At 64.7% G+C, this 23,314-nt stretch carries 22 protein-coding genes; 10 read left to right on the top strand and 12 right to left on the bottom strand.

What is annotated here, in order from left to right; all coding sequences use genetic code 11:
* Positions 1-33: 33 nt before the first annotated feature.
* On the bottom strand, positions 34-1,359 hold the full coding sequence (locus D9R08_RS05930; RefSeq protein WP_121897100.1) for an aspartate aminotransferase family protein: 1,326 nt from the start codon (positions 1,357-1,359) through the stop codon (positions 34-36).
* 231 nt (positions 1,360-1,590) lie between these two features.
* Between D9R08_RS05930 and D9R08_RS05925 the strand changes: the two genes are divergently transcribed.
* Together D9R08_RS05925 and D9R08_RS05920 are read left to right on the top strand one after the other, a co-directional pair.
* Positions 1,591-2,202: a TetR family transcriptional regulator C-terminal domain-containing protein gene (locus D9R08_RS05925; protein WP_121897099.1), complete on the top strand. Its 612-nt coding sequence runs from the start codon at positions 1,591-1,593 to the stop codon at positions 2,200-2,202.
* Positions 2,203-2,258: 56 nt separating this feature from the next.
* Positions 2,259-2,930, top strand: coding sequence for an FAD-binding oxidoreductase (locus tag D9R08_RS05920; RefSeq protein WP_121897098.1), 672 nt, complete (start codon positions 2,259-2,261; stop codon positions 2,928-2,930).
* A 61-nt stretch (positions 2,931-2,991) separates the two neighbouring features.
* Here D9R08_RS05920 and preA read toward each other — a convergent pair whose 3' ends face one another.
* From preA to D9R08_RS05905, 3 genes are read right to left on the bottom strand one after another with little or no spacing between them, the layout of a single operon-like run.
* Positions 2,992-4,293, bottom strand: a complete 1,302-nt coding sequence (preA, locus tag D9R08_RS05915; protein WP_121897097.1) for an NAD-dependent dihydropyrimidine dehydrogenase subunit PreA — start codon at positions 4,291-4,293, stop codon at positions 2,992-2,994.
* A gap of 21 nt (positions 4,294-4,314) precedes the next feature.
* Positions 4,315-4,689, bottom strand: coding sequence for a hypothetical protein (locus tag D9R08_RS05910; RefSeq protein ID WP_121897096.1), 375 nt, complete (start codon positions 4,687-4,689; stop codon positions 4,315-4,317).
* The gene (locus D9R08_RS05905) at positions 4,686-6,020 is read right to left on the bottom strand and encodes an NAD(P)-dependent oxidoreductase (protein WP_121897095.1); all 1,335 of its coding nucleotides are present in this window, start codon (positions 6,018-6,020) and stop codon (positions 4,686-4,688) included. Before D9R08_RS05905 ends, D9R08_RS05910 begins: the two co-directional genes overlap by 4 nt.
* A 317-nt stretch (positions 6,021-6,337) precedes the next feature.
* Here D9R08_RS05905 and accB point away from each other — a divergent pair, with 317 nt between their 5' ends.
* A complete protein-coding gene (gene accB / locus D9R08_RS05900) occupies positions 6,338-6,844 on the top strand; it encodes an acetyl-CoA carboxylase biotin carboxyl carrier protein (protein WP_121897094.1) in 507 nt (168 codons plus the stop codon).
* Between the two features lie 12 nt (positions 6,845-6,856).
* On the top strand, positions 6,857-8,203 hold the full coding sequence (gene accC / locus D9R08_RS05895) for an acetyl-CoA carboxylase biotin carboxylase subunit (protein ID WP_121897093.1): 1,347 nt from the start codon (positions 6,857-6,859) through the stop codon (positions 8,201-8,203).
* Positions 8,204-8,219: 16 nt separating this feature from the next.
* Here the strand turns inward: accC and D9R08_RS05890 are convergent, their stop codons facing one another.
* Positions 8,220-8,858 carry a DUF998 domain-containing protein gene (locus tag D9R08_RS05890; RefSeq protein WP_121897092.1) on the bottom strand — a complete coding sequence of 213 codons (639 nt, stop codon included), beginning with the start codon at positions 8,856-8,858 and terminating at the stop codon, positions 8,220-8,222.
* Positions 8,859-9,028: 170 nt separating this feature from the next.
* Between D9R08_RS05890 and aat the strand changes: the two genes are divergently transcribed.
* Entirely contained in the window at positions 9,029-9,688 is a 660-nt protein-coding gene (aat, locus tag D9R08_RS05885) for a leucyl/phenylalanyl-tRNA--protein transferase (RefSeq protein WP_121897091.1), read from the top strand.
* On the opposite strand, the gene D9R08_RS05880 is transcribed toward aat, so the two are convergent.
* Genes D9R08_RS05880 through D9R08_RS05870 form a run of 3 tightly spaced genes read right to left on the bottom strand, consistent with a single transcriptional unit; the run spans position 9,652 to position 10,999 of the window.
* The gene (locus tag D9R08_RS05880) at positions 9,652-10,143 is read right to left on the bottom strand and encodes a DUF2155 domain-containing protein (RefSeq protein WP_233557282.1); all 492 of its coding nucleotides are present in this window, start codon (positions 10,141-10,143) and stop codon (positions 9,652-9,654) included. The two genes, aat and D9R08_RS05880, sit on opposite strands and share 37 nt — an antisense overlap.
* Entirely contained in the window at positions 10,140-10,595 is a 456-nt protein-coding gene (gene mlaD, locus D9R08_RS05875) for an outer membrane lipid asymmetry maintenance protein MlaD (RefSeq protein WP_121897090.1), read from the bottom strand. Before mlaD ends, D9R08_RS05880 begins: the two co-directional genes overlap by 4 nt.
* Before the next feature lie 26 nt (positions 10,596-10,621).
* The gene (locus tag D9R08_RS05870; RefSeq protein WP_121897089.1) at positions 10,622-10,999 is read right to left on the bottom strand and encodes an NADH:ubiquinone oxidoreductase subunit NDUFA12; all 378 of its coding nucleotides are present in this window, start codon (positions 10,997-10,999) and stop codon (positions 10,622-10,624) included.
* 327 nt (positions 11,000-11,326) lie between these two features.
* Here D9R08_RS05870 and D9R08_RS05860 point away from each other — a divergent pair, with 327 nt between their 5' ends.
* Positions 11,327-12,619: an O-acetylhomoserine aminocarboxypropyltransferase/cysteine synthase family protein gene (locus D9R08_RS05860; RefSeq protein WP_121897087.1), complete on the top strand. Its 1,293-nt coding sequence runs from the start codon at positions 11,327-11,329 to the stop codon at positions 12,617-12,619.
* Here the strand turns inward: D9R08_RS05860 and D9R08_RS05855 are convergent, their stop codons facing one another.
* Positions 12,620-13,309: an SIMPL domain-containing protein gene (locus D9R08_RS05855; protein WP_121897086.1), complete on the bottom strand. Its 690-nt coding sequence runs from the start codon at positions 13,307-13,309 to the stop codon at positions 12,620-12,622.
* A 161-nt stretch (positions 13,310-13,470) separates the two neighbouring features.
* Between D9R08_RS05855 and D9R08_RS05850 the strand changes: the two genes are divergently transcribed.
* Complete coding sequence (locus D9R08_RS05850) at positions 13,471-16,353, top strand: hypothetical protein (RefSeq protein ID WP_121897085.1); 2,883 nt, start codon at positions 13,471-13,473, stop codon at positions 16,351-16,353.
* 238 nt (positions 16,354-16,591) lie between these two features.
* Here the strand turns inward: D9R08_RS05850 and D9R08_RS05845 are convergent, their stop codons facing one another.
* Positions 16,592-17,782: an epoxide hydrolase family protein gene (locus D9R08_RS05845; protein ID WP_121897084.1), complete on the bottom strand. Its 1,191-nt coding sequence runs from the start codon at positions 17,780-17,782 to the stop codon at positions 16,592-16,594.
* Between the two features lie 95 nt (positions 17,783-17,877).
* On the opposite strand from D9R08_RS05845, the gene D9R08_RS05840 reads away from it, so the two are divergent.
* Entirely contained in the window at positions 17,878-18,207 is a 330-nt protein-coding gene (locus tag D9R08_RS05840) for a winged helix-turn-helix transcriptional regulator (protein ID WP_233557280.1), read from the top strand.
* 160 nt (positions 18,208-18,367) lie between these two features.
* Complete coding sequence (locus D9R08_RS18875; protein WP_147450619.1) at positions 18,368-19,228, top strand: hypothetical protein; 861 nt, start codon at positions 18,368-18,370, stop codon at positions 19,226-19,228.
* Positions 19,229-19,434: 206 nt separating this feature from the next.
* On the opposite strand, the gene mgtE is transcribed toward D9R08_RS18875, so the two are convergent.
* Positions 19,435-20,820, bottom strand: a complete 1,386-nt coding sequence (mgtE, locus tag D9R08_RS05835) for a magnesium transporter (protein WP_121897082.1) — start codon at positions 20,818-20,820, stop codon at positions 19,435-19,437.
* A gap of 65 nt (positions 20,821-20,885) precedes the next feature.
* On the opposite strand from mgtE, the gene guaD reads away from it, so the two are divergent.
* Entirely contained in the window at positions 20,886-22,202 is a 1,317-nt protein-coding gene (gene guaD / locus D9R08_RS05830) for a guanine deaminase (RefSeq protein ID WP_407690595.1), read from the top strand.
* Positions 22,203-22,298: 96 nt separating this feature from the next.
* Here guaD and cobS read toward each other — a convergent pair whose 3' ends face one another.
* Positions 22,299-23,285 (bottom strand): cobaltochelatase subunit CobS, encoded by a 987-nt coding sequence (gene cobS, locus D9R08_RS05825; protein WP_121897284.1) that lies wholly within the window; start codon positions 23,283-23,285, stop codon positions 22,299-22,301.
* Positions 23,286-23,314: the final 29 nt, after the last annotated feature.

The raw sequence follows: 23,314 nt of genomic DNA, 5'->3' as shown, positions 1-23,314 counted from the left end.
TCCCCCGATAGTCCAAATTCTTCCGTGGCGATCTTAATCAAGATGCATCAGCACGTCGCGCAGTGTGCCGAACAACTGATCGATATGCGCTTTCTCGATGATCAAGGGCGGGCTCATCGCGATGATATCGCCCGTGGTGCGGATCAGCACGCCTTTCTCATAGCAATCCAGAAACGCCTGGAAGGCACGTTTCGTCGGCTCGCCCGCGATGGGCTCCAGCTCCACCGCCCCGATCAGGCCCATGTTGCGGATGTCGATGACATGGGGGCAATCGGCCAGCGAATGCAGCCCGTCCTCCCAATAGCCCGCCATGTCCGCCGCCCGCTGGAAAAGCCCCTCCTCGCGGTAGGTCTCCAGCGTGGCAAGACCGGCCGCCGAGGCGATCGGATTGCCCGAATAGGTGTAGCCATGGAACAGCTCGATCATGTGTTCGGGGCCCTGCATGAACGCATCATGGATCGCGCCGGTCGCCAGCACAGCGCCCATCGGGATCACCCCGTTGGTCAGGCCCTTGGCGGTGGTGATCATGTCCGGCATCACGCCGAAATGCTCCGCCGCGAAGGAGGATCCCAGCCGTCCGAACCCGGTTATCACCTCGTCGAAGATCAGCAGGATGCCGTGTTTCGTGCAGATCTCGCGCAGTTTCTCCAGATAGCCCTTGGGCGGCATCAACACCCCGGTCGATCCGGCCATCGGCTCCACGATCACCGCCGCAACGGTTTCCGGACCGTGCAGCGCGACGATCCGTTCCAGATCTTCGGCCAGATAGGCGCCATGCTCGGGCTGGCCCCGGGTGAAGGCGTTTTGATCCGGCAGATGCGTATGGGGCAGATGATCCACACCGGTCAGCAGCGCGCCGAAATACTTGCGGTTGTTGACGATACCGCCCACCGAGACGCCGCCGAAATTGACCCCGTGATAGCCGCGTTCGCGCCCGATCAGCCGGGTCCGCGTACCCTGCCCGATGGCGCGCTGATAGGCAATGGCGATCTTCAGCGCGGTTTCGACGGATTCCGAACCGGAATTTGTGAAGAACACGTGATCGAAAGGCTCGGGCGCCAGATCGCGCAGCCGCGTGGCCAGCTCGAAGGCCTTGGGGTGGCCCATCTGGAAGGCGGGCGCGTAATCCAGCTCCGCCGCCTGCGCCTGTATCGCCTCGACGATCCGCGGGCGTTTGTGCCCGGCATTGCAGCACCACAGACCTGCGGTGCCATCCAGCACATCGCGCCCGTCCGCGGTTTTGTAGAACATCCCCTCGGCGGCCACGAACATGCGCGGGTTCTGCTTGAACTGGCGGTTCGCGGTGAACGGCATCCAGAACGCCGACAGATCATTTGGATTGGAGCGGTCAAGCGCCATGGTGCTCACCCTATCTGGCAGAACCGGCGCGCCACCGGTCGGCTGAGATTATTGTTTTGACCATCTGGTCAAGATCACGCTAGCAGAGGCGCATGGTCAGTCAAGAAATTGAACGCCGGAAAATGCCCAATCGCAAGGCAAATGATCGTCAAGCGGGCGTATCTGCCCGGGGCTTGGGCGGTGAGGGCATGACCCTTGCCGCAATGCCGCCCCAAGTGGCAGAGTAGGAACATGAACATTCAGCCGCCGCGCACCCGTATTCAGCGCAAGAACACCCAGGCCATTCTTGAGGCAGCCCTTCTGGTCTTTTCCCGACATGGGTTCCGGGGCGCGACGCTGGATCAGATCGCGGCGGCGGCCGGGCTGTCCAAGCCCAATCTTCTATATTATTTTCCCTCCAAAGAGGCGGTTCACGTCACCCTTCTCAGCCAGTTGATGGACACATGGCTGGACCCGCTTCGCGAGATGGACCCCGACGGCGAACCGGTCGAGGAGTTGCTCGGCTATGTCAGCCGGAAGCTGCAGATGAGCCGTGATTTCCCGCGCGAAAGCCGCCTTTTCGCCAACGAGATCCTGCAGGGCGCACCGCGTATGCAGGAGGTTCTGGCAACCGATCTGAGAAAGCTGGTGGATGAGAAGGTCACGATCATCCGGGGCTGGGCCGCCGCCGGCAAGATCGCCGATATCGATCCGCATCACCTGATCTTCTCTATCTGGGCGCTGACCCAGCATTACGCGGATTTCGACGTGCAGGTGCGCGCGGTTCTGGGGGAGGATCGCGACCCGTTCGCGGAAGCCGAAACCTTCCTGCGGACGCTGTTCACCAAACTTCTCCGGCCCTGAGCGGGGGCAGGAACCTGGCCTGACCTGCCGCGTTGTCTCCCTGAAAAGGAGACATCATGAGCTACAGCCTGACCCTGCAAGATATTTCGACCGTCACCCATGACACCAGATGCCTGCGCTTCGACCGCCCCGAAGGCTTCGCGTTCGAACCCGGCCAGGCCGCCGAGATCGCGCTCGATCGCGACGGCTGGCGTGACGAGGGCCGCCCCTTCACCATGACCTCCCAGCCCGAGGATCCGTTTCTTGAATTCGTCATCAAGATCTACCCCGACCATGACGGCGTGACCGAACAGATCGCCACCATGACACCAGGGGAAAAGGTGCAGGCGGGCGACCCGTTCGGCGCAATCACCGATCACGGGGCCGGAACCTTTATTGCGGGAGGGGCCGGGGTCACGCCCTTCATCTGCCTTCTGCGCCGCCGCGCCGCACAGGCGCAGACGGACGGGTGTCATCTGATCTTTTCCAACAAATCGGAGGCCGACATCATCCTGCGCGACGAGTGGGAGCGGACAGACGGGTTGAAGACGACTTTCGTCGTAACGGATGAAGATGCGGACGGCCTGCCCGGCGGGCCCATCGACAGGGATTTCCTTGACCGGCATCTGAGCTCGAAATCCGGCCCATTCTACATTTGTGGGCCGGGCGGCATGGTCGACGACATCCGCGATCATCTCAAGTCGATGGGCGTCGACGGCGCGGAGATCATAACCGAAGACGGCTGGTGATCCATCACGGGGAACGCTCCGGCCCCCGTGCGAGGGCCGGATCAACGCCGGTCCTCCGGCCTCACTCCGCGGCGCAGGCGCCCGGATTGTTCGGATGCGTTGTCCAGTTGGCGTAATCAGGCTCGACGACCTTGCCGGTCCGCGTGTCCATCGTGCCTGGCTCCAGCTCCTCCATAGTGATGCAGTTCTCCACCGGGCAGACATTGACGCACAGGTTGCAGGCCACGCATTCCTCGTCGATCACCTCGAACACACGCTCCTCGGACATGGAAATCGCCTGATGCGAGGTATCCTCGCAGGCCGCGTAACAGCGCCCGCATTTGATGCAGGAATCCTGGTCGATCCGCGCCTTGGTCACGTAGTTCAGGTTAAGATATTGCCAGTCGGTCACGTTCGGCACGGCCCGTCCGACGATCTCATCTATCGAGCCGTGGCCCTTTTCATCCATCCACTGGCTGAGACCGGACTTCATCTCCTCGACCACTTTGAAGCCATAGGTCATCGCGGCGGTGCAGACCTGCACCGTGCCGCAGCCCAGAGCCAGAAACTCCGCCGCGTCGCGCCATGTGGTCACCCCGCCGATGCCCGAAATCGGCAGGCCCGCCGTTTCAGGGTCGCGCGCGATCTCGGCCACCATGTTCAGCGCAATTGGCTTGACCGCCGGGCCGCAATATCCGCCATGGGACCCCTTGCCATCGATCGACGGCTCCGGGCTCATGGTGTCAAGATTCACCGAGGTGATCGAACTGATCGTGTTGATCAGCGAAACCGCATCCGCACCGCCCGCCTTCGCCGCGCGGGCGGGATACCGGATATCGGTGATATTGGGTGTCAGCTTCACGATCACCGGCATTCGCGTATTGGCCTTGCACCAGCGCGCCACCATCTCGATGTATTCCGGCACCTGCCCCACGGCAGAGCCCATGCCCCGTTCGCTCATCCCGTGGGGGCAGCCGAAATTCAGCTCGATCCCGTCCGCGCCGGTGTCTTCCACCAGCGGCAGGATGCGCTTCCAGGCGGCTTCCTCGCACGGGACCATCAGCGACACAATCATCGCCCGATCCGGCCAGGCGCGTTTGACCGCCTTGATCTCGCGCAGGTTAACCTCCAGCGGACGGTCGGTGATCAGCTCGATGTTGTTCAGCCCCAGCAGCCGCCGATCCGCGCCGTAGATCGCCCCGTATCGCGGCCCGTTGACATTCACCACATGGGGGTCTTCGCCCAGCGTCTTCCAGACGACACCGCCCCAGCCCGCCTTGAAGGCGCGCACCACATTGTACTCCTTGTCGGTCGGGGGCGCCGAGGCCAGCCAGAAGGGATTGGGGGATTTGATGCCCAGGAAGTTCGTCGAAAGATCAGCCATGTCTGGTCCTTTCTTGAGGCGTTATTCGCAGCGATGATAGATCGCCGGGGGCGCCGCCGAGCCCAGATCGACCGCGATCTGATCGGGCGCGACCGGGCGCAACGTGATGGTGGTAGGCCGGTGCATCGGGGTTTCAAACCGCTCGACCGATCCGTCGGGGTTGATCTCCCGGATATAGACGTGGCGGCAGGCGATGGGACTTGTCCAGTCCGTGTTCAGTTCCGGCGCACCTGTGTTTTCGATGGAACAGATCGTGTGATCGTTGAACCCGAGTTCTTCGGTCTCCAGAAACATGATCGCTCCTACCGGGTGGCACCACTGCCCCTGGAACGGGTTGGCCAGCACCGGCGCTCCCGCAAAGATCGCCGCAGCAATACCTCCCGCGGCCCAGCTCATCCCACAAGAGCCTTGTGGATGTCTTCCGCGGCATCGCGCCCCTCGGCCACAGCCGTCACGGTCAGGTCTTCGCCTCCGCTGGCGCAATCGCCACCCGCCCAGACACCCGAAACGCCAGTCCGGCCCGCGTCTGTCACTGCGATCTTTCCATCGCTCAGCGTCAGGCCGTCGGGCGTGCCCCCCAGCGTCTGACCGATGGCCTTGAGCACCTGATCGGCGGGCAGATCGAATGTCTCGCCCGTGCCCATCAGGCTCTTGCCCTCCGCGCGGGTGTATTCCGCCCGCACGCCCGTGACCGCCCCGTTGCCCAGAACCGCCACCGGCATCGCGTTGAACACGATCCGCACCCCCTTGGAGGCCGCCAGATCCTGCTCATACCGGCTGGCGGGCATCGCATCGCGGCCCCGGCGATAAAGGATCGTCACGGTTTCAGCGCCCAGAAGCTTCGATTGGACCGCCGCATCGATCGCCGTCATGCCGCCGCCGATCACCACGACATTGCGGCCCACCGGCAGAGCCGACAGATCCCCGGCCTGCCGCAGATCGGAAATGAAGCCGACCGCATCCATCACGCCCGCCTTGTCCTCTCCGTCCGCGCGCAGGGCGTTCACACCGGCCAGCCCCATACCCAGAAACACCGCGTCGAATTCCGCTTTCAGGCTGTCGAGGGTCATGTCGACACCCAGAGCCTTGCCGGTCTCAAGGGTGATCCCGCCGATCTTCATCAGCCAGTCCAGTTCGGCCTCCGCGAAATTCTCCACGGTCTTGTAGGCCGCGATCCCGTATTCGTTCAGGCCGCCGCCTTTCGGTCTTGCATCGTAGATCGTCACCTCGTGGCCATGCATCGCGAGACGGTGGGCACAGGCGAGTCCGGCGGGCCCTGCCCCCACGACGGCCACGGATTTGCCCGTTGGCGCCGCCCGCGTGAAGGGATGGACGCCCGCCGCCATCAGCGTGTCCGTCGCGTAGCGCTGCAATTGTCCGATCAGAACCGGCTTGCCCTCGGCGATCTCGCGCACGCAGGCCTCTTCGCAAAGCGTCTCCGTCGGGCAGACCCGCGCGCACATCCCGCCAAGGATGTTCTGATGGAAAATCGTGCGCGCCGCAGCCTCCGGCGTGCCGGTCGCGATCTGCCGGATGAAAAGCGGAATGTCGATTTCCGTGGGACAGGCCGTGATGCAGGGCGCATCGTGGCAGAAGTAGCAGCGGTCCGCGGCCACCAGCGCCTCATGCCCGTCGAGGGGCTCGTGCAGATCGGCGAAATTCGCCTCATAGGCCTCGGGCTGAAGCCGGCCCGGGACAATTCCGGGGGTGAAGGGGCTGTTCGTCATGGGGTATCGTCCCTCCCTGATCGAATGGCTATCGTCCCCGGAACGCTGGCACAGGTCCAAAATTTTATCAAATGGTAAATTATTCAGCGGGCCGCGTTTGCCGCTTTTCAGCCGCGCAATGCGGCAAAAACCGGCGCGAATGCCTGTAAAACAGCCGAAACCAGGTGCATACCGCCGGGGAAGCCGGATCGGCTTTTCCCGCGCGCAAGCGCTTTAATCCCTGCGTCTTGTGCAGTATATGGGCGATAAATCAGGCGCGGGCACACAGTCTGGCCCGTATAAGAACAGCCAATACATACGGCGAGGACAAAAACACCATGGCAAACAAAACGCATGACGGGGATGTGGCGTTCATCCGGGCGCTGGCTGAGTTGCTGCGAGAGAATGACCTGACGGAGTTGCAGGTCAAGCGCGATTACGGCGCCGATGACAGCCTGAATGTCCGCGTCTCGCGGCAGATGCAGATGGTGCAATCCGCGCCCGCCCCGGCCATGCAGACCGCGCCAGCGCCGATCTCCGGCCCAGCCACGGCCGCGGCCGCGGCCGACGCCGCGCCCGCCCCGGCCCCGTCGGTCGATCCCGCGCAGGATCCCAATGCCGTCACATCGCCCATGGTCGGCACCGCCTATCTGCAACCGGAGCCCGGCACTCCGTCCTTCGTCGCGGTGGGCGACAAGGTCGCCGAGGGCCAGACCCTGATGATCATCGAAGCGATGAAAACGATGAACCAGATCCCGTCACCCAAATCCGGCACCGTCAAACGCATTCTTGTCGAAGATGGCGCGCCCGTCGAATTCGGCGCTCCGCTCATGATCATCGAATAGGGCGGCGCGCGCATGTTCTCCAAGATCCTTGTCGCCAATCGCGGCGAAATCGCGCTCCGCGTCATCCGCGCGGCGCGTGAGATGGGCGTGGGCACCGTCGCCGTCCATTCCACCGCAGACAGCGATGCGATGCATGTCCGCATGGCGGACGAGGCGATCTGCATCGGCCCCCCGTCAAGCACGCTCAGCTATCTGAGCGTCCCCGCGATCATTTCCGCCTGCGAGATCACCGGGGCGGAGGCGATCCATCCGGGCTATGGCTTCCTGTCGGAAAACGCGCAATTCGTGCAGATCGTCGAAGATCACGGGATCAAGTTCATCGGCCCGTCGGCCGAACATATCCGCATGATGGGCGACAAGATCACCGCCAAGGACACAATGAAGGCGCTCGGCGTGCCCTGCGTACCCGGTTCCGATGGCGGCGTGCCCGATTTCGAGGCGGCGCAGGCCGTGGCAAGGGAAACCGGCTTCCCGCTGATCATCAAGGCGACCGCGGGCGGCGGTGGCAAGGGCATGAAGCTGGCCCGCTCCGCCGAGGAGCTGGAAACCGCCTTCCGCACCGCGCGCAGCGAGGGCAAATCCAATTTCGGAAATGACGAGGTGTATATCGAGAGATATCTCGGTGCGCCCCGCCATATCGAGGTGCAGGTGTTCGGCGACGGACGCGGCAACGCGGTCCATCTGGGGGAGCGCGACTGCTCGCTTCAGCGGCGGCACCAGAAAGTCCTGGAGGAGGCCCCCGGCCCCGCGATCAGCCCCGAGATCCGGGCCCGGATCGGCGCGACCTGCGCCAAGGCAGTGGCCGAGATCGGCTATGAAGGCGCCGGCACGATCGAGTTTCTCTACGAAAACGACGAGTTCTTTTTCATCGAGATGAACACTCGGCTGCAGGTGGAACACCCGGTGACCGAGGCGATTTTCGGCGTCGATCTGGTGCGCGAGCAGATCCGCGTCGCGGCGGGCGAGGAGATGTCCTTCCGACAGGAGGATCTGGTCGTGAACGGCCACTCCATCGAGGTCCGGATCAATGCGGAGAAGCTGCCGAACTTCTCCCCCTGCCCGGGCAAGATCACCCAGTATCACGCGCCCGGCGGTCTGGGCGTCCGGATGGATTCGGCGCTATACGACGGCTATTCGATCCCGCCCTATTACGACAGCCTGATCGCCAAGCTTATCGTGCATGGCCGCGACCGGCCCGAGGCGCTCGCGCGTCTTCACCGGGCCCTTGGAGAGCTGATCGTCGATGGCGTGGACACCACGATCCCGCTTTTCCGCGCGCTGATGGAGGAAGAGGCGGTGCAGACCGGCGAGTACAACATCCACTGGCTTGAAAAGTGGCTGGAAACGAACCTGGGCTGACCCCCCCCGGGCGGCCCTACAGCGCCGCCCGCCCGCGCCGGATCGCCACAAGCGCAAAAAGCGCCACGATGGCACAGGCCACCAGCCCCAGCAGGCGCTCCACCAGCCCGTCGACGCCGGTGGGCGTGATCAGGAAAAGCGGCGCGGAGACACCCCAGAGAAGCCCGAGCGTGATCAGCGCCTTTCGCGCCCGGTTGTGATCCTGCCGCAGACCCGGCGCAAGGCACAGGGGCGCGAGCAGAAACAGCACGCCCAGCCCGTAGACCAGATAGATATGGATAACGACCCCCTCGCTGTCCCCGTCGCCATATTCGTTGCGCGCGCCCACTATCACCACCAGCGCCGCGAGAATCGCCAGAGAGATCAGGCCGATCGACCATCTGACCCCGCCCAGATGCATATGCGCCGCCGCCAGGGAGACGGCAAAAAGCCCGGCCGCGAACCCGTAAAGGGCAACATCCATTATAATCTCGGACCGGCCCGCGGCCAGATCGCTGATCGTATCGGCGACCCAGTCGTGATCGGGCACGAAGAACGGGGCGACCGCGGTGCCCACAATCAGCGACAGGCACCCGAAACAGCCGATAAATCCAAGCAGAATAAGCAGATAGGGCCGGTCCGTCCCTATCGGATGGCCGGTGATGTTACGGGTCATCGGGTCTGCCTTTCCGGGGGTGGTTTGCTGGTGCGGTCAGGAGGGCAACGCCGCGCGGCCGGCACGGGTTCCCCCGTCGCCGCTCGGGCGATCCCGCCGGGGCGGTCGGAAGCCCCCGTCAAAAAACGCGCATGGAGTTTCTTCACCGCAAGCGGTTATGCTGCCGGACGATGGCCCATGATCTCTACCAGCGCCCGACCCTGACCGCGGATCTTCTGCTGCGGGCCTATGCGGCCGGCATCTTTCCGATGTCCGAAAGCCGCGACGATCCCGATCTGTTCTGGGTCGATCCCCAGCGCCGCGGCATCATTCCGCTGAACGGGTTCCATATCTCGCACAGTCTTGCCCGCAGGATCCGGGCCGCGCCATTCGACATCCGCGTCGATACGGATTTCAGGGGCACGGTCGCAGGTTGCGCCGACCGTGAAGAAACCTGGATCAATGCCGAGATATTCGAGCTGTATCAGCAGCTTCACGCCGCAGGCTACGCCCATTCCATGGAGGTCTGGGACGGTCCCATGCTTGTGGGCGGCGTCTATGGGGTCACGCTTGGCGCGGCGTTTTTCGGGGAAAGCATGTTCTCGCGCCGCACGGATGCCTCGAAAATCGCCCTCGCCTATCTGGTCAGCCGTCTGCGCTATGGCGGCTTTCAGCTGTTCGATACGCAGTTCGTCACCGATCACCTGATCCGGCTTGGCGCGGTGGAAATCTCCCGGGCCGAGTATCACCGACGGCTGGAACGCGCGCTCGACTGGGAGGCGGATTTTCTGGCGCAGCCCCAGCCCGTCACGCCTCAGGAAATCCTGCACCTCAGAACCCAGACATCGTAGCGCGGGTGTTCCATCGCCACCAGCGCCGGGCTGGAGGCGACCATCCAGCCGTTGAACACCTCGTCCCCCTCCAGATCCATGACCTGGATATGGGCAAACCCGTCCGAGGCGGGGTTGTCGATCGGATAGCGGCATTCGAACATGCGGATCGCGATGCTGCCGAACACAACGGTCTGCCCGTTGGACATCTCGATATCCGTGGGCCGGCCCAGAGTTTTGTCCAGTGCGCGCAGAACCGCGCCTGCGGCGGGGGCCACATCGGGCGCGCTCACCGATGTGACGGCGCCGGGGTTGCGCCGCTCCTCCAACCGGACCCCATCGCCGCGATCCTGCACGAAGAGGCTGCCATCGTTGTTTTGCACGAAGGGGCGCACCGCCGGATCCTGCGCGACCGAAAGCCCGGGGGTCATGGCAAGCGAAACCGCCGCCGCGAGCATGAGGGAGCGGCGCGTCATTCGCCTTCCCCGTCGCCGGTGACAAAGCGCAACAGAAGCGTGATCAGGCTGACCGAGCTTTGTGTGTCGATGATCTCCCCGCCGGGTTCCAGCGCGAACGGCGATCCCCCCGGCAGGATCTCGACGAAGGAGCCGCCAAGCAACCCTTCGGAGGCGACCGCAATCGCGCTGTCATCGGGGATCTCGATCTCGTCGCGGATGCTGATGGTCGTGTCGGCGCGATAGGTCGTGGGGTTCAGCTCCAGACCGGTCACCGATCCGACGCGTACACCGGCGAGGCGCACATCGGTGCCCAGCCCGATCCCCTCCACCGAGCGGAACGACGCCACCAGTTCGTAACTGCCTGTATCGCGCTCGAACCCGGTGGCCTGTGCGGCATAGATGAAAAACCCCACCGCGGCGGCCAGAACGACGCCGCCCACGACGATCTCGGCAGTGGTGTTCTCGGACATCGCCAGTACTCCCTGCCACTCCCGGCCTATTCCGGGCTCCAGGCCTCGTAATCGCGGCGCTCTTCGGGGTCGCGCCGCCGGATCGAGCCTGCGGGCGCATAGGCCTGCGCCGTGCCTGTCAGGTTCGGCAAATGCGGCTTCTCCCACGCCTTGCGGGGCAGCGGGCGCTCGCTCGGCGGCTCGTCCCAGGTGTGGTGCAGCCACCCATGCCAGTCGGGGCTGACCCGGCTGGCCTCCGCCTCGCCGTTGAAGATCACCCAGCGGCGCACGCCGTCGCGGGTCTGGTAGAAGACGTTGCCCGCCTCGTCCTCGCCCACGCGCTCACCCCTGCGCCAGGTCATCAGCTGGGTGCCGAGGGTCTGGCCGTTCCACCAGGTCACGAGACGTTTCAGAAAGCTCAGCATGGGGCCTCCGGGTCAGGCAAAAGCATATTGGACAGGTAATGCCGCAAGCACGGGCCAAGGTCTAGGGCCAATGGTCGGCGGCGGTGTCGCGGGCGGCGCGGCGCCGTCCGGCAATCATACGCGCCTCGCCCCCGGAGAGGCCCCGGGTTTCGCCGTCGCCGCGGCAGGAAAACGCCGGTCGCGGATGCGGCGGGCTTTCCGAACCCCTGTTCCCGGCGAACCGGCCCCGCTGCACCGCCCGTTCTTTCTGCGTCACGCCACATTGTCGCCCTGTGCCGCTTGCCCTAAAGCTTCTCCCAAACGCGGCATTCCAAGGGAGAGACACCAATGACCGACGGACCCAGCTACGGCTTCGACACGCTGCAGATTCATGCAGGCGCCCGCCCCGACCCCGCCACGGGCGCGCGGCAGACGCCGATCTACCAGACCACGGCTTATGTGTTCCGCGATGCCGATCACGCCGCGGCGCTGTTCAACCTGCAGGAGGTGGGCTTCATCTATTCCCGCCTGACCAACCCGACCGTGGCCGTGCTGCAGGAGCGGCTTGCCACGCTGGAGGGCGGCGTGGGCGCGGTCTGCTGCTCCTCCGGCCATGCGGCGCAGATCATGGCGCTTTTCCCGCTGATGGGGCCGGGCCTGAACGTGGTCGTCTCGACCCGGCTCTATGGCGGCACGGTCACCCAGTTCAGCCAGACGATAAAGCGTTTCGGCTGGTCCGCGAAATTCGTCGATTTCGACGATCTGGATGCGGTAAAGGCCGCGATCGATGACGACACCCGCGCGATCTTCTGCGAAAGCATCGCCAATCCGGGCGGCTATATCACCGATCTGCGCGCGGTCGCCGATGTGGCGGACGGGGCGGGTATCCCGCTCATCGTCGACAATACATCGGCCACCCCCTATCTTTGCCGGCCTATCGAACATGGCGCGACGCTGGTGGTCCATTCCACCACGAAATACCTCACCGGCAACGGCACCGTCACCGGCGGCTGCGTGATCGATTCCGGCACATTCGACTGGTCGGCCTCCGACAAGTTTCCTTCTCTCTCGGCGCCCGAGCCTGCCTATCACGGGCTGAAGTTCCACGAGACCTTCGGCAATCTGGCCTACACTTTCCACGGCATCGCCATCGGGTTGCGCGATCTCGGCATGACGATGAACCCGCAGGCCGCCCATTACACCCTGATGGGTATCGAAACCCTGTCGCTCCGGATGGAGCGCCATGTGGAAAATACGGTGAAGATCGCAAAATGGCTGGAGGCCGATGACCGGGTCGATTTCGTCACCTATGCGGGTCTTGAAAGCTCGCCCTATTTCGACCGGGTCAAGACCGTCTGTCCCAAGGGCGCGGGCGCACTCTTCACCTTCGCGGTCAAGGGCGGGTACGAGGCCTGCGTCAAGCTGGTCGACAGTCTGGAGATCTTCAGCCACGTGGCCAATCTCGGAGATACGCGCTCGCTCGTCATCCACTCGGCCTCCACCACGCACCGGCAACTGACCCCGGAACAACAGGAGGCCGCGGGCGCGGCCCCCAATGTCGTCCGGCTGTCGATCGGGATCGAGGATGCCGACGACCTGATCGCCGATCTGGATCAGGCGCTGGCCAAGGCCGCGGGCTAGTCAGCCGTCGATTTCGTAAACGACGGTCACCGTGGCCGACACGGTGACCTCCCCTTCGGCAATCGGCACCGCCTGCTGCATCGCCATCTCAAGCCTGCCGGCGGCGGGGAAAGGCCGCTCGTCCCCGCCCTCGGTGATGCTGCGAATACCGGTGATCTCCACCCCGGCGGCGTCCGCCAGCAGGTCGGCGCGGGCGCGCGCATCTGCCATCGCGGCCAGCCGTGCCTCGTCGGCAACCGGGTCGGGATCGGCCAGACCGAAGGACAGACCGCGAATCAGATTGGCGCCGTCCTGCGTCACCGCATCCAGAACCTCCCCCAGCTTGCCCAGATCGCGCACCCGGACCGCCACCTCGTTGGTCACGGTGAATCCCGTGATCGCAGGCGTCCGGTCGCTCTGGCCGCTGTAGTCGGACCAGACCGGCTGCACCGAAAACTGCGATGTCTGGATATCCCGCCCCTCGATCCCGGCGATCGCCAGAACCGCCAGCACCGCCTCAAGATCGGCGCTGTTGTCCGCCAGCGCCTGCCCCGCGGTTTCCGCCTGCGACAGAACGCCAAGCTGGATCGTGGCCATATCCGGCGCCACGTCGATCTGGCCCGTGCCGCGGATCGTGAGCGTCGCCATGTCTTCGGCGAGGGCGCCCACGGGAACGCATGCGAGGGCGGCGGCGAGGATAAGCTGTTTCATGATAGGAATGCCCCTTTTGTCATGGTCGAAATCACCATAGGATGATGTTTGCCGCTTCGCACCGGGCAGGAGTGTCGCGTGGTTTTCACCAGCGATTTCCTGCTATAAGGATCAAGCCGTGGGAGGGGCCTGCCCGGTGGCTCCGTGGATAGAGGTCATCCGTGACTGTCGAGTTTGCGTTATTCCTGTCGCCGGAAGGCATCGCGCTGGCCCATCGCCAGGCGTCCGACCATTGGGCGCTGATCGGCGATACCGCGCTGGACGTGCCCGATCTGGGCGGCGCGCTGGCCAGCCTGCGCGCGATGGGCGAGGAACGCGGGGGACCGAACTTCCCCACGCTCTTGATCCTGCCCGACGATCAGATCCTCTATACCGAACTGGAAGGATTGGGCGGATCGGCGGCAATCCCCGGCCGTCTGGAAGGTCTGACCCCCTACGCGGTCGAAGATCTGGCCTATGACTGGCGCGATCTGGGCGGCGGGCGCGCGGCTCTGGCGGTGGTGGCCCGCGACACGCTGGAGGAGGCCGAAGGTTTCGCCCGCGACAACGGCTTCAACGGCGTCGGCTTCGCCGCCTCTCCGCCGGTGGAGAAATATCCCGGCGTGCCGCTTTTCCAGCTTGCCGACGATGCCCGCGGGCTGAACCTGCCCGATAGCGGGCTGGCTTTCGGCCCCGACACATGGACCAGACCGGAACCCGAGGCCCCCCCGGAGCCTGCGGCCGAGATCCCGGTCACACCCGCCCCGGAACCCGAACCCGGTCCCGCAACTCAGGCCGAGCCCCCGGACCAGGCAGCGGAGACCGCCGCCCCCGAGGGTCCGGAAGAGACCAGCGGCGATCTGGCCCCGGTCGTCAAATCCCGACAGCCCCGAAACCGCCAGCCGGCCGGCAAACCCTCCGCCCAGGACGCCCGGGACGAGACGCCGGCTGACGGCGCCGACGATGACAGATCCGGGCGAGCATCCGACGATGAAAAACCCGTGCTCCAGATGCCCACCGGCTTCGGCGCACGGCGCGGCAAGGTTTCGGCCCCCGGCGATCAGCCCGGCAGCCTGATCAGCACCCGCAGCAGCCGCTTCGGTCTTGCGCCGCAGCCTGCCGCACCCGACCCGGCAGAGACCGGGCCGGAGACGGCGCCAGCCACATCAGACGCCGGCGCGCGCGCGCCGTCCCCCAAGACCGCCCCGCCGAGAGACAGCGGGCTGGCCGCGCCCACCGGTCCCCTCGCCGACAGTGGCACCGGCGTCTCCGCCCCGCCCCGGTCGCCCGCCACCCATGCCAGCAGCGTACCGGGCCGCCGCCTGACCCCGGACAGCGATCTGCGGCTGGGCGATCATCCCGCAGGCGGCGTGCCGGTACCGCCTGGCGGGTCCACGGGCAGATCCATGGCCCGCCCGACAGGTGCGCCATTGGCGGAGAAAGGGGCTGCCATCGGCCGCGTCACCGCGCGCATCCTGCGCCGAAAGGATCTGGCCGCCACCTCCGGCGACGCAGCCGCGCCCACCGGCGCGGACATCGCCGAACCCGATGCCCCGATCACCGGCGGTCTGCTGGCGCGCCGGGCCGCCACCGGGGCCGGGCCGTCCCTGAAGACCGGCCTGCTGCTCACGCTCATCCTGCTTCTGATCCTGGCCCTGGTTGCGGTCTGGTCGGCCCTGTTCCTGCCGGACAGCAGCGTCGCCCGATGGCTGGGCCGGGAGGCGCCGGATGTGGAAATCGCGACCGCGCCCGCACCCGCGCGCCCGGCACCCTCGGCCACGGTCAGCGCGCCGGCCGCGCCCGACCGCGCCGAAGAGCTGGCCCGGCTTGAGCCCCCCGCCACCGCCGAGCCCCAGCCCCAAACGGCGACCGAACCGCCGACCGCAACCGCGCCGTCGGACACCGCCGGCCTCGACATGACCCTGCCGGATATCGACGCCGATCTGGATCTGGGCCCCGCCCCGGCGGAGCCCGAAACCCTCCTGCCCTCCCCCGAGGAGACCGAGGCGCTCTATGCCGCCAGCGGCATCTGGCAACGCCCGCCCGAACAGCCCAGCCTCGTCGATCCGAGCCTGCAGGACGAGATCTACATGGCCTCCATCGACCCGGTGGTGGTGACCCATGACGCCTTCGCCATTCCCGCGCCCGATCTGGAAGACTGGATCGGCGTGACCCGGCGGTATGCCTCGCCGCCACCCTTCGGAACCACCTTCATTCTGGGCCCGGACGGTCTGGTCGTCCCCGCGCCCGACGGCGCGCTGACAGCCGATGGCATCCGGATCTTCGCCGGCACGCCGCCGATCCTGCCGGTTCCCCGCGACGGCGGTGCGGCCCCCGAACCGGATGCGGAAACAACCGATAGCGGCCCGGATGGCGGTGCCGTCGAAACCGCCATTCTGGCCAGTTTCCAGCCCACGCCACGCCCCGACGATCTGGCCGAGCGCCGGGAACGTCTGCGCCTCGGAGGCTTCACCGCGAACGAACTGGCCAACCGCCGCCCCACCGCGCGCCCCCCCTCGGTTCAGCAGGTGGCCATGGCCGTCCGCGCCGCGACCGCCGCCACCACGCCCGATCCGCAGACCGGCACACCGGGATCGACCTTCGATGCCGAAGCTCTGACCGCCGAGCGCACGCCCGAGGTGCGGGTGATCGAAGCCAGCGCGCTGGCCGTCGCCTCCTCCCGCATGCCGCGCCTGCGCCCCAGCGATTTCAACGAGATCGTGGCCCGCGCCACCCAGGGCTCCACCGGTCAGGGCAACAGCGGGGCCGCAACGGTGGTCCAGACCGCAAGCGCGCCCGCGCCCGTTCAACCCGCGATCCCGTCCAGCGCCACGGTCACGCGGGCGGCCACCACCAGCAACGCGATCAATCTGCGCAACGTCAATCTGATCGGCGTCAGCGGCACACCGTCGAACCGCCGCGCGCTTGTGCGCCTGCCCTCGGGCCGCTTCGTCCGCGTCAGCGTCGGCGACCGCGTCGATGGCGGCCGCGTCGCTGCGATCGGCGAGGATACGCTGCAATATGTGAAGAACGGGCGGAACATCACGCTGGAAATCCCCGGCTAACTCCGCCCTCCGGCCCCGCCCGGGCGGTCGCCTTGGCAAGGCGCCCATAGGGCTGGCGGGTTCGAGACCGCTCGGATGATGACGATCCGGGGCCTTGCCGCCTCTGGCCTTAAAGCTCTGTATCGCAGCTTTCATCTAAAGCGGGCATGCACCTCGAACACTCGGCCGATCCTTCATCCGTGCGTTGCCAATGGCCCATCGCGGCCGATTGGGGCGCAGGGTTTCCGGCGACGGCACCTCAAAGGCCGGAGAAAAAGGTTCGCAGATCCTCCGCAACGATCTGAGGCTGTTCCCACTCCATGAAATGCCCGCCTTGATCGGTTTCGGTCCAATGCGCCACCGGCCCCTGCCGTTCGATCCAGCTTCGCGGCGTCGGAAAGAAGTCGTTGGACGGCATCAGATAGCCGACGGGAATCTCCGGCACGCCCCAGCCGCCCTCGGCGCGTGCAGCCTCGTAATAAAGCCGCATCGACGAGTTGATCGTTTCCGTCGCCCAGTAGATCGTCAGGTTCGCCAGCAGATCGTCGCGCGGGATCACGCCGTAAAGGTCGCCGTCATGGTCGACCCATCGCTGGAACTTCTCAAGAAACCATGAGGCGAGCCCGGCGGGAGAATCGTTCAGCGCATATGCAACCGTCTGCGGCTTGGAGGAATGCAGGAAGGCATAGGCCATTTCGGTGAAGGTCCACATCTGCGCATTCTGCACGAAGGTCTGCTCCTCTTCCGTCAGATCGCCGGGCAGCGGCTGTTGCAGATAAGGGTTGGTCCCACCGGTATGCGAACCGATGATCGCCTCCGGATAGGCCAGCGCCATGGCCGATGCGACGCCCGCGCCCAGGTCGCTGGACCGGATCCCGTATCGGTCATAGCCCAGGGCGGCCGTCATCAACCGGTGCATCAGCGGCGCCATGGCGGCCGGGCTCATGCCGCGTTCGGACGGCCGCTCGGAAAATCCGAAGCCCGGCAGGGACGGGACGACGACATGAAAGGCCGGCCCGCTTTCGGGCTCGGTCAGAAGCGGTATGATGTCGAGCATCTGCACGAAGGAGGATGGCCAGCCGTGCAGCATGAGCAGCGGAGTCGCATCGTCGCGGGAGGACCGGGCGTAGACGAAATGCATCACCATGCCGTCGATCTCCGACGTGAAATGGTCGAATGTGTTCAGCTCTGCCTCGACGGCCCGCCAATCGAACTCCGCGCGCCAGTAGGACATGAGCTCGGCCAACGCGTCGGCGTCGGTGCCGTAATCCCACCCGGCGCCCTCGATCGCGTCCGGCAGGCGGGTCCGGTCGAGGCGGGCATGAAGATCGTCGAGCGTTTCCTGCGGGATGTCGATGGTGAAGGGAATCACGTCGAGAGCCTCCTGTGCGGGTGCCGGTGCCGAGAGTATCAGGGAGAAAGTCGTCAGTGCGATTTGCCAGCATCTCATATGCGGATCCTCCGAGGTGTCTGGTGTTCCCTCCGAGCTTGATCCATACTGAAAGAAAGTAAAGTACTGACAATTTTGTCAGTAAGGGAGGAGCATTGGCGGAGGTTCCCTATTGCCCGATGGAAGTCGCAAACCGGGTTTTCGGAGGAAAATGGAAACCGGGCATCCTGTTCCGCCTGGTCGAGCGCTCCTACCGCTTCGGCGAACTGAAACGTGACATGCCGTGGATCTCCGAGCGGGTGCTGATCCGTCAGTTGAAGGAACTGGTCGAGGACGGCATCGTGCACCGCGAAGACCACCGGCAGGTGCCGCCCCGGGTCGTATACTCGATCACCGAGCATGGCAGGACACTGGCGCCGCTTCTGAAATCCATGGCCGATTGGGGCGATTTGCATTTCGAGGCGACGACGCGGTGCACCAGTTAGCGCGTGTCAGCGGCAAGTCATCCAGCGGTCGACCGTCAGGGATCGGATTGCCGCGACAGAACATTCACGGCCTTCGCGGTTGATCCCTTGGGGGAGCAGGGCATGTTACACACACCTCGTGCCAAAGCCTTGCTGCGCTTGAAGACTGGAGAAAAGCCACATGCCTCGACCGGATGTCGAAAATGCAAGAAATTTCATCTTCTGTAACGCCAGGCTTCTTGAACGCCATCTGTTCTCGTTTCATTTTGAAGCTGGGTCAGCAGAGATTGTTGAGCGGGCCTTGAATGCGTATCGGCACCAAAACGGGTTATTCGGCTTCGGTCTGGAGCCGGATAAACGCGCCTCAGAACCGCAACCTGTTGATCAGGCGTTTGCGATGGAAATCCTGGATGCAATCGGTGCAAATAAAAGCGGTTTCTTGTCTGTTTGCAATGCGCTGAATGAACTTGCAAATGAAGACGGTGGCTTGCCATTCTCTCATCCCACCGTCGAAACGGCGCCGCATGCACCTTGGTGGGGATGCGAAGAAACCCAATCCAGCTCGATCAACCCAACCGGAATAATACTTTCTTTTCTTTGGAAAAATGGCTTGTGTCACCCGTGGATGAGGCGTGCTGAAGAGTTTTGCTGGGAGGCCTTGAACAGGCTTGATGTCGCAAGTCCTCATTCAATCCAGAATGCGCTGGCATTTCTTTCCACGCATCCCGACAAGCAAAGAGCAGATGCGGCTTTGAGCGAGTTGGGGGACCTCGTAAGAGACTCGACTTGTTTCGATACAGATGCAGAAGGATATGTTTTCTCACCATTGGTTTTTGCGCCGAGTCCGAACAGTCCGGGAGCCTCTTTCTTCACCTATGAAGAAATTCGGCCTCATTTGCAGTTTATGATCGATCAACAGCAGCAGGACGGTGGTTGGCCAATCAACTGGCCGCCCATATCAGACGGTGTGCATTCCGAGTGTCGCGGAATCGTAACTCTGCGCAATCTGAACATACTCAAATGCTATAAGAGGCTTGGCTAAACCGCAGCTATGGATCGGCGGTATTGACCGGTTCCGACAGGGCATCAATGACGGCCAATCTTGCCCCTGACCGCCCCTTCGCAAGAAGGTCCTTCAACGGCGGCCCGCAGGTCAGGCCGGAGCCTCACCCGCCGGTGGCTCAGAGGACGCTCCCGCGTCGATCTGGTCCGGCGCGCGGGGCCGGTGACCCTCAGCCGCCCGGCGCGTCAGATCAGCAGCAGCACAGCAAGGCCCAGGAACGCGAAGAACCCCACCACATCGGTCACCGTGGTCACGAACGCGCCGGAGGCCAGCGCCGGGTCCACCCCAAGCCGGTCCAGAACCACCGGCACCAATATCCCCGCAAGCCCCGCCACCAGCAGGTTGATCACCATCGCCGCCGCGATCACGCCGCCCAGCATGGGCGACCCGAACCAGACCAGCCCCACCAGCCCCATCACTACGGCGAAGATCAGCCCGTTGATCAGGCCGACACCCGCCTCTCGCAACACCACCCGCATAAGGTTCGAGCGGGTCAAATCCTTTGTCGCGATGGCGCGCACCGCCACGGTCAGGCTCTGGGTGCCCGCATTGCCGCCCATCGACGCCACGATCGGCATCAGCACGGCCAGCGCCACGATCTGCGCGATCGCCGCCTCGAACTGGGCAATCACCAGCGACGCCAGGATCGCGGTCACCAGATTGACCGCAAGCCAGGGGAAGCGCTGCTTGGTCGTCTCCAGCACCCGGTCGTTCAGCCCGCCCTCGCCGACACCGGCCAGACGCAGGATATCCTCCTCCGCCTCGGCGTCCTGCACGATCATCGCGTCGTCGATGGTGATCACGCCGACCAGCCGCCCGTCATCGTCGACAACGGGCGCAGAAATCAGGTGATACTGGTTGAACGCATAGGCGACCTCCTCCTCGGGCTGGGTCGCGGGGATCGGGCGAAAGCTGTCCTCGGTTATCTGGTTCAGCTCCACCTCGCGCGCGGTAGAGAGCATTCGGCCAAGCGTGACATAGCCAGTGGGCTTCATCCGCGGATCGACCAGGATGATATGGTAGAACTGCTCCGGCAGATCGGCCTTGTGATGGCGCAGATGGTCGATCATCTCGCCAACGGTCCAGTGCTCGGGCGCGCGCACCACCTCGCGCTGCATCAGGCGGCCGGCACTGTCCTCGGGGTAGCTCAGCGCTTCCTCGACGGCGGCCCTGTCCGCCTCGTCCAGCGCGTCCAGAATGGCCGCCTGCTGGGCATCCTCCATATACTCGACAAGATCGACCACATCGTCGCTGTCCAGCTCGCGCACCGCTTCGGCCAGCACGTGGGAGGGCAGAAACGCGATCACCTCCTCGCGCAGGCCCTCTTCCAGTTCCGACAGAACCTCGCCATCGATCCCCGTGGACCACAGCTGCAGCAGCGACTCGCGCTCCGCGGCCGAGATCTGTTCCAGAAGGTCCGCCACATCCGCCGGGTGCAACGGTTCCATCAGCCGGTCGATCGCGGCCACGTCATCGTCCAGAACGGCGCGCCGCACCTGCCCGCGCAGACTGTCATCCAGCGCGTAGCTGTCTTTCTCTTCCAGCAGGATATCGTCGGTGTCGTCTGCCATGATCCACCTCGCCCCATTGACGCTTTTCGCCTAACATAGCCCGCCGCCCACCGCTATGACAGCAAATGGCGAAACTGAAATTGCTGAAGGCGCGTTCGATGGAAGACAGATTGCTGCTGGGCCAGACCCTCGCCTTCACCGGCGATCCCTTTGTCGAAGGCCCCGGCGCGGCGCGGCACGATCCGCATGGTGCGGTTTTCATCCGCGACGGAAAGATCGCCGATCTGGGCCCCGCCGACAGGCTGCGCGCGGCCCATCCACAGGCCGCGATCGTCGATCACGGGGCCGATCTGATCCTGCCGGGCTTCATCGACGCCCACGCCCATTACCCGCAGACCGCCATCATCGCGTCCTGGGGCAAGCGCCTGATCGACTGGCTGACCACCTACACCTTCCCCGAGGAGATGCGCTTCGCCGATCCGGACCATGCCGCCCGCACCGCGCGGCGATACCTCGACCTCACGCTCGCCCACGGGACCACGACAGTGGCGAGCTACTGCACCATTCATCCCGCAAGCGTCGATGCGTTTTTCGCCGAGGCGGAGACAAGGGGCCTCCGCGCGCTGGCGGGCAAGACCTGCATGGATCGCGACACCGCGCCCGAGGGTCTGCGCGACACGGCGCAATCCGCCTATGACGACAGCAAGCGGCTGCTGGAAAAATGGCACGGGCGCGGGCGGCTTGAGTATGTCATCACGCCGCGGTTCTCGCCCACCTCCACGCCCGCACAGCTTGCTGCCCTCGGTGCGCTCTGGGCCGAACACCCGGACTGTCTGATGCAGACCCATCTGAGCGAACAGACCGACGAGATCGCGTGGGTCAGATCTCTCTATCCCGACGCGCGGGACTATCTCGACACCTACGAGGCACACGGGCTGCTGGGCCCCAATGCGGTGTTCGGCCACGCCATCCATCTGACCCCCCGCGAGGTGGATCGCCTGACCGAGGCCGGGGCCGCGCTGGTCCATTGCCCGACCTCGAACACCTTCATCGGATCGGGGCTTTTCGACATGACGCTGGCCCCGAAGCTGCGCGTGGGTCTGGCGACCGATACCGGCGGGGGCTCGTCCTTCTCTATGCTTCGCACCATGGCCGCAGCTTACGAAATCGCGCAGCTTCGCGGTCAGGCCCTGCACCCCTCCCGACTTCTTTGGCTTGCCACGCAGGGCAGCGCGAAAGCTCTGAACCTGCACGATAAAATCGGAACGCTTGCACCGGGCATGGAGGCCGACCTGATCGCCCTCGATCTCGCCTCCACCCCTGCCATCGCGCAACGCCACGCGCGCGCAAACGACATCTGGGAGGCGATTTTCCCGACCATCATGATGGGCGACGACCGCGCCATTGCCGCAACCTATGTCGCGGGAAGGCCGGTCGGCTGAACCTCGCGCAGATGCCTGCGGGAAGCCCGCGTCAAGCGCCCGCTCCGTAACGCCGTGCCGCCGCTCCGGTCGCCCGGAACCCGGCCCGACCGCGGATCAGCCCATGCTCATCGACACGGCACTTTCCGGCAGTTCCTCGTCGAAGCAACGCTGGTAGAACTCGGCCACGGTCTGGCGTTCCAGTTCGTCGCATTTGTTGAGGAAGGTCAGGCGGAACGCATAGCCCACATTGCGGAAGATGGAGGCGTTTTCAGCCCAGTTGATGACCGTCCGGGGCGACATAACCGTGGACAGTTCGCCATTCATGAACGCGGTCCGCGTCAGATCGGCGACCGTGACCATCTGGGCGATCTGCTTGCGGCCCTTCTCGGTGTTGTAATGCGGGTTCTTGGCCAGAACGATGGCGGTTTCCGCGTCGTGGGACAGGTAGTTCAGGGTCGCGACAAGCGACCAGCGGTCCATCTGCGCCTGGTTGATCTGCTGCACGCCGTGATAGAGGCCGGTCGTATCACCCAGACCCACGGTGTTGGCGGTGGCGAAAAGCCGGAAACACGGATGCGGCGTGATGATCTCGTTCTGGTCCAAGAGCGTCAGCTTGCCGTCATGCTCCAGCACCCGCTGAATCACGAACATCACATCCGCCCGGCCCGCATCGTATTCGTCGAAGACGATCGCCACCGGGTTGCGCAGCGCCCAGGGCAGGATGCCCTCGTGAAACTCGGTCACCTGCTTGCCGTCGCGCAGCTTGATCGCATCCTTGCCGATCAGGTCGATCCGGCTGATATGGCTGTCGAGGTTCACCCGCACGGCGGGCCAGTTCAGGCGCGCGGCGATCTGCTCGATATGGGTCGATTTGCCGGTGCCGTGATAGCCCTGGATCATCACCCGGCGGTTGTGGCTGAAACCTGCGAGAATGGCGAGCGTGGTGTCGGGGTCGAACTTGTAGGTGCTGTCAACGGCGGGTACGCGGTCCGTCGCCTCGGCAAAGGCCTTGACCTTCATGTCGCTGTCGATGCCGAAGGTCTCCCGAACGGAAATCTCTTCGGTTGGTTTGATATCGCTGCTCATGTTGCCGTCCGCCATATCGTCCTCGGGAGGTTTGTCGGTGAAAA

The organism is Rhodophyticola porphyridii (genome assembly GCF_003688285.1).
GTDB classification, from domain to species: domain Bacteria; phylum Pseudomonadota; class Alphaproteobacteria; order Rhodobacterales; family Rhodobacteraceae; genus Rhodophyticola; species Rhodophyticola porphyridii.
Note: the sequence above shows the minus strand (reverse complement) of the source record. Positions and strands in the feature narration are given on the sequence as shown.

Excerpts from the sequence above, each read along its gene's own strand:
- D9R08_RS05930 (WP_121897100.1), bottom strand. The coding sequence starts at position 1,359 with ATGGCGCTTGACCGCTCCAATCCAAATGATCTGTCGGCGTTCTGGATG.
- D9R08_RS05925 (WP_121897099.1), top strand. The coding sequence starts at position 1,591 with ATGAACATTCAGCCGCCGCGCACCCGTATTCAGCGCAAGAACACCCAG.
- D9R08_RS05920 (WP_121897098.1), top strand. The coding sequence starts at position 2,259 with ATGAGCTACAGCCTGACCCTGCAAGATATTTCGACCGTCACCCATGAC.
- preA (WP_121897097.1), bottom strand. The coding sequence starts at position 4,293 with ATGGCTGATCTTTCGACGAACTTCCTGGGCATCAAATCCCCCAATCCC.
- D9R08_RS05910 (WP_121897096.1), bottom strand. The coding sequence starts at position 4,689 with ATGAGCTGGGCCGCGGGAGGTATTGCTGCGGCGATCTTTGCGGGAGCG.
- D9R08_RS05905 (WP_121897095.1), bottom strand. The coding sequence starts at position 6,020 with ATGACGAACAGCCCCTTCACCCCCGGAATTGTCCCGGGCCGGCTTCAG.
- accB (WP_121897094.1), top strand. The coding sequence starts at position 6,338 with ATGGCAAACAAAACGCATGACGGGGATGTGGCGTTCATCCGGGCGCTG.
- accC (WP_121897093.1), top strand. The coding sequence starts at position 6,857 with ATGTTCTCCAAGATCCTTGTCGCCAATCGCGGCGAAATCGCGCTCCGC.
- D9R08_RS05890 (WP_121897092.1), bottom strand. The coding sequence starts at position 8,858 with ATGACCCGTAACATCACCGGCCATCCGATAGGGACGGACCGGCCCTAT.
- aat (WP_121897091.1), top strand. The coding sequence starts at position 9,029 with ATGGCCCATGATCTCTACCAGCGCCCGACCCTGACCGCGGATCTTCTG.
- D9R08_RS05880 (WP_233557282.1), bottom strand. The coding sequence starts at position 10,143 with ATGACGCGCCGCTCCCTCATGCTCGCGGCGGCGGTTTCGCTTGCCATG.
- mlaD (WP_121897090.1), bottom strand. The coding sequence starts at position 10,595 with ATGTCCGAGAACACCACTGCCGAGATCGTCGTGGGCGGCGTCGTTCTG.
- D9R08_RS05870 (WP_121897089.1), bottom strand. The coding sequence starts at position 10,999 with ATGCTGAGCTTTCTGAAACGTCTCGTGACCTGGTGGAACGGCCAGACC.
- D9R08_RS05860 (WP_121897087.1), top strand. The coding sequence starts at position 11,327 with ATGACCGACGGACCCAGCTACGGCTTCGACACGCTGCAGATTCATGCA.
- D9R08_RS05855 (WP_121897086.1), bottom strand. The coding sequence starts at position 13,309 with ATGAAACAGCTTATCCTCGCCGCCGCCCTCGCATGCGTTCCCGTGGGC.
- D9R08_RS05845 (WP_121897084.1), bottom strand. The coding sequence starts at position 17,782 with ATGAGATGCTGGCAAATCGCACTGACGACTTTCTCCCTGATACTCTCG.
- D9R08_RS18875 (WP_147450619.1), top strand. The coding sequence starts at position 18,368 with ATGCCTCGACCGGATGTCGAAAATGCAAGAAATTTCATCTTCTGTAAC.
- mgtE (WP_121897082.1), bottom strand. The coding sequence starts at position 20,820 with ATGGCAGACGACACCGACGATATCCTGCTGGAAGAGAAAGACAGCTAC.
- guaD (WP_407690595.1), top strand. The coding sequence starts at position 20,886 with ATGGCGAAACTGAAATTGCTGAAGGCGCGTTCGATGGAAGACAGATTG.
- cobS (WP_121897284.1), bottom strand. The coding sequence starts at position 23,285 with ATGGCGGACGGCAACATGAGCAGCGATATCAAACCAACCGAAGAGATT.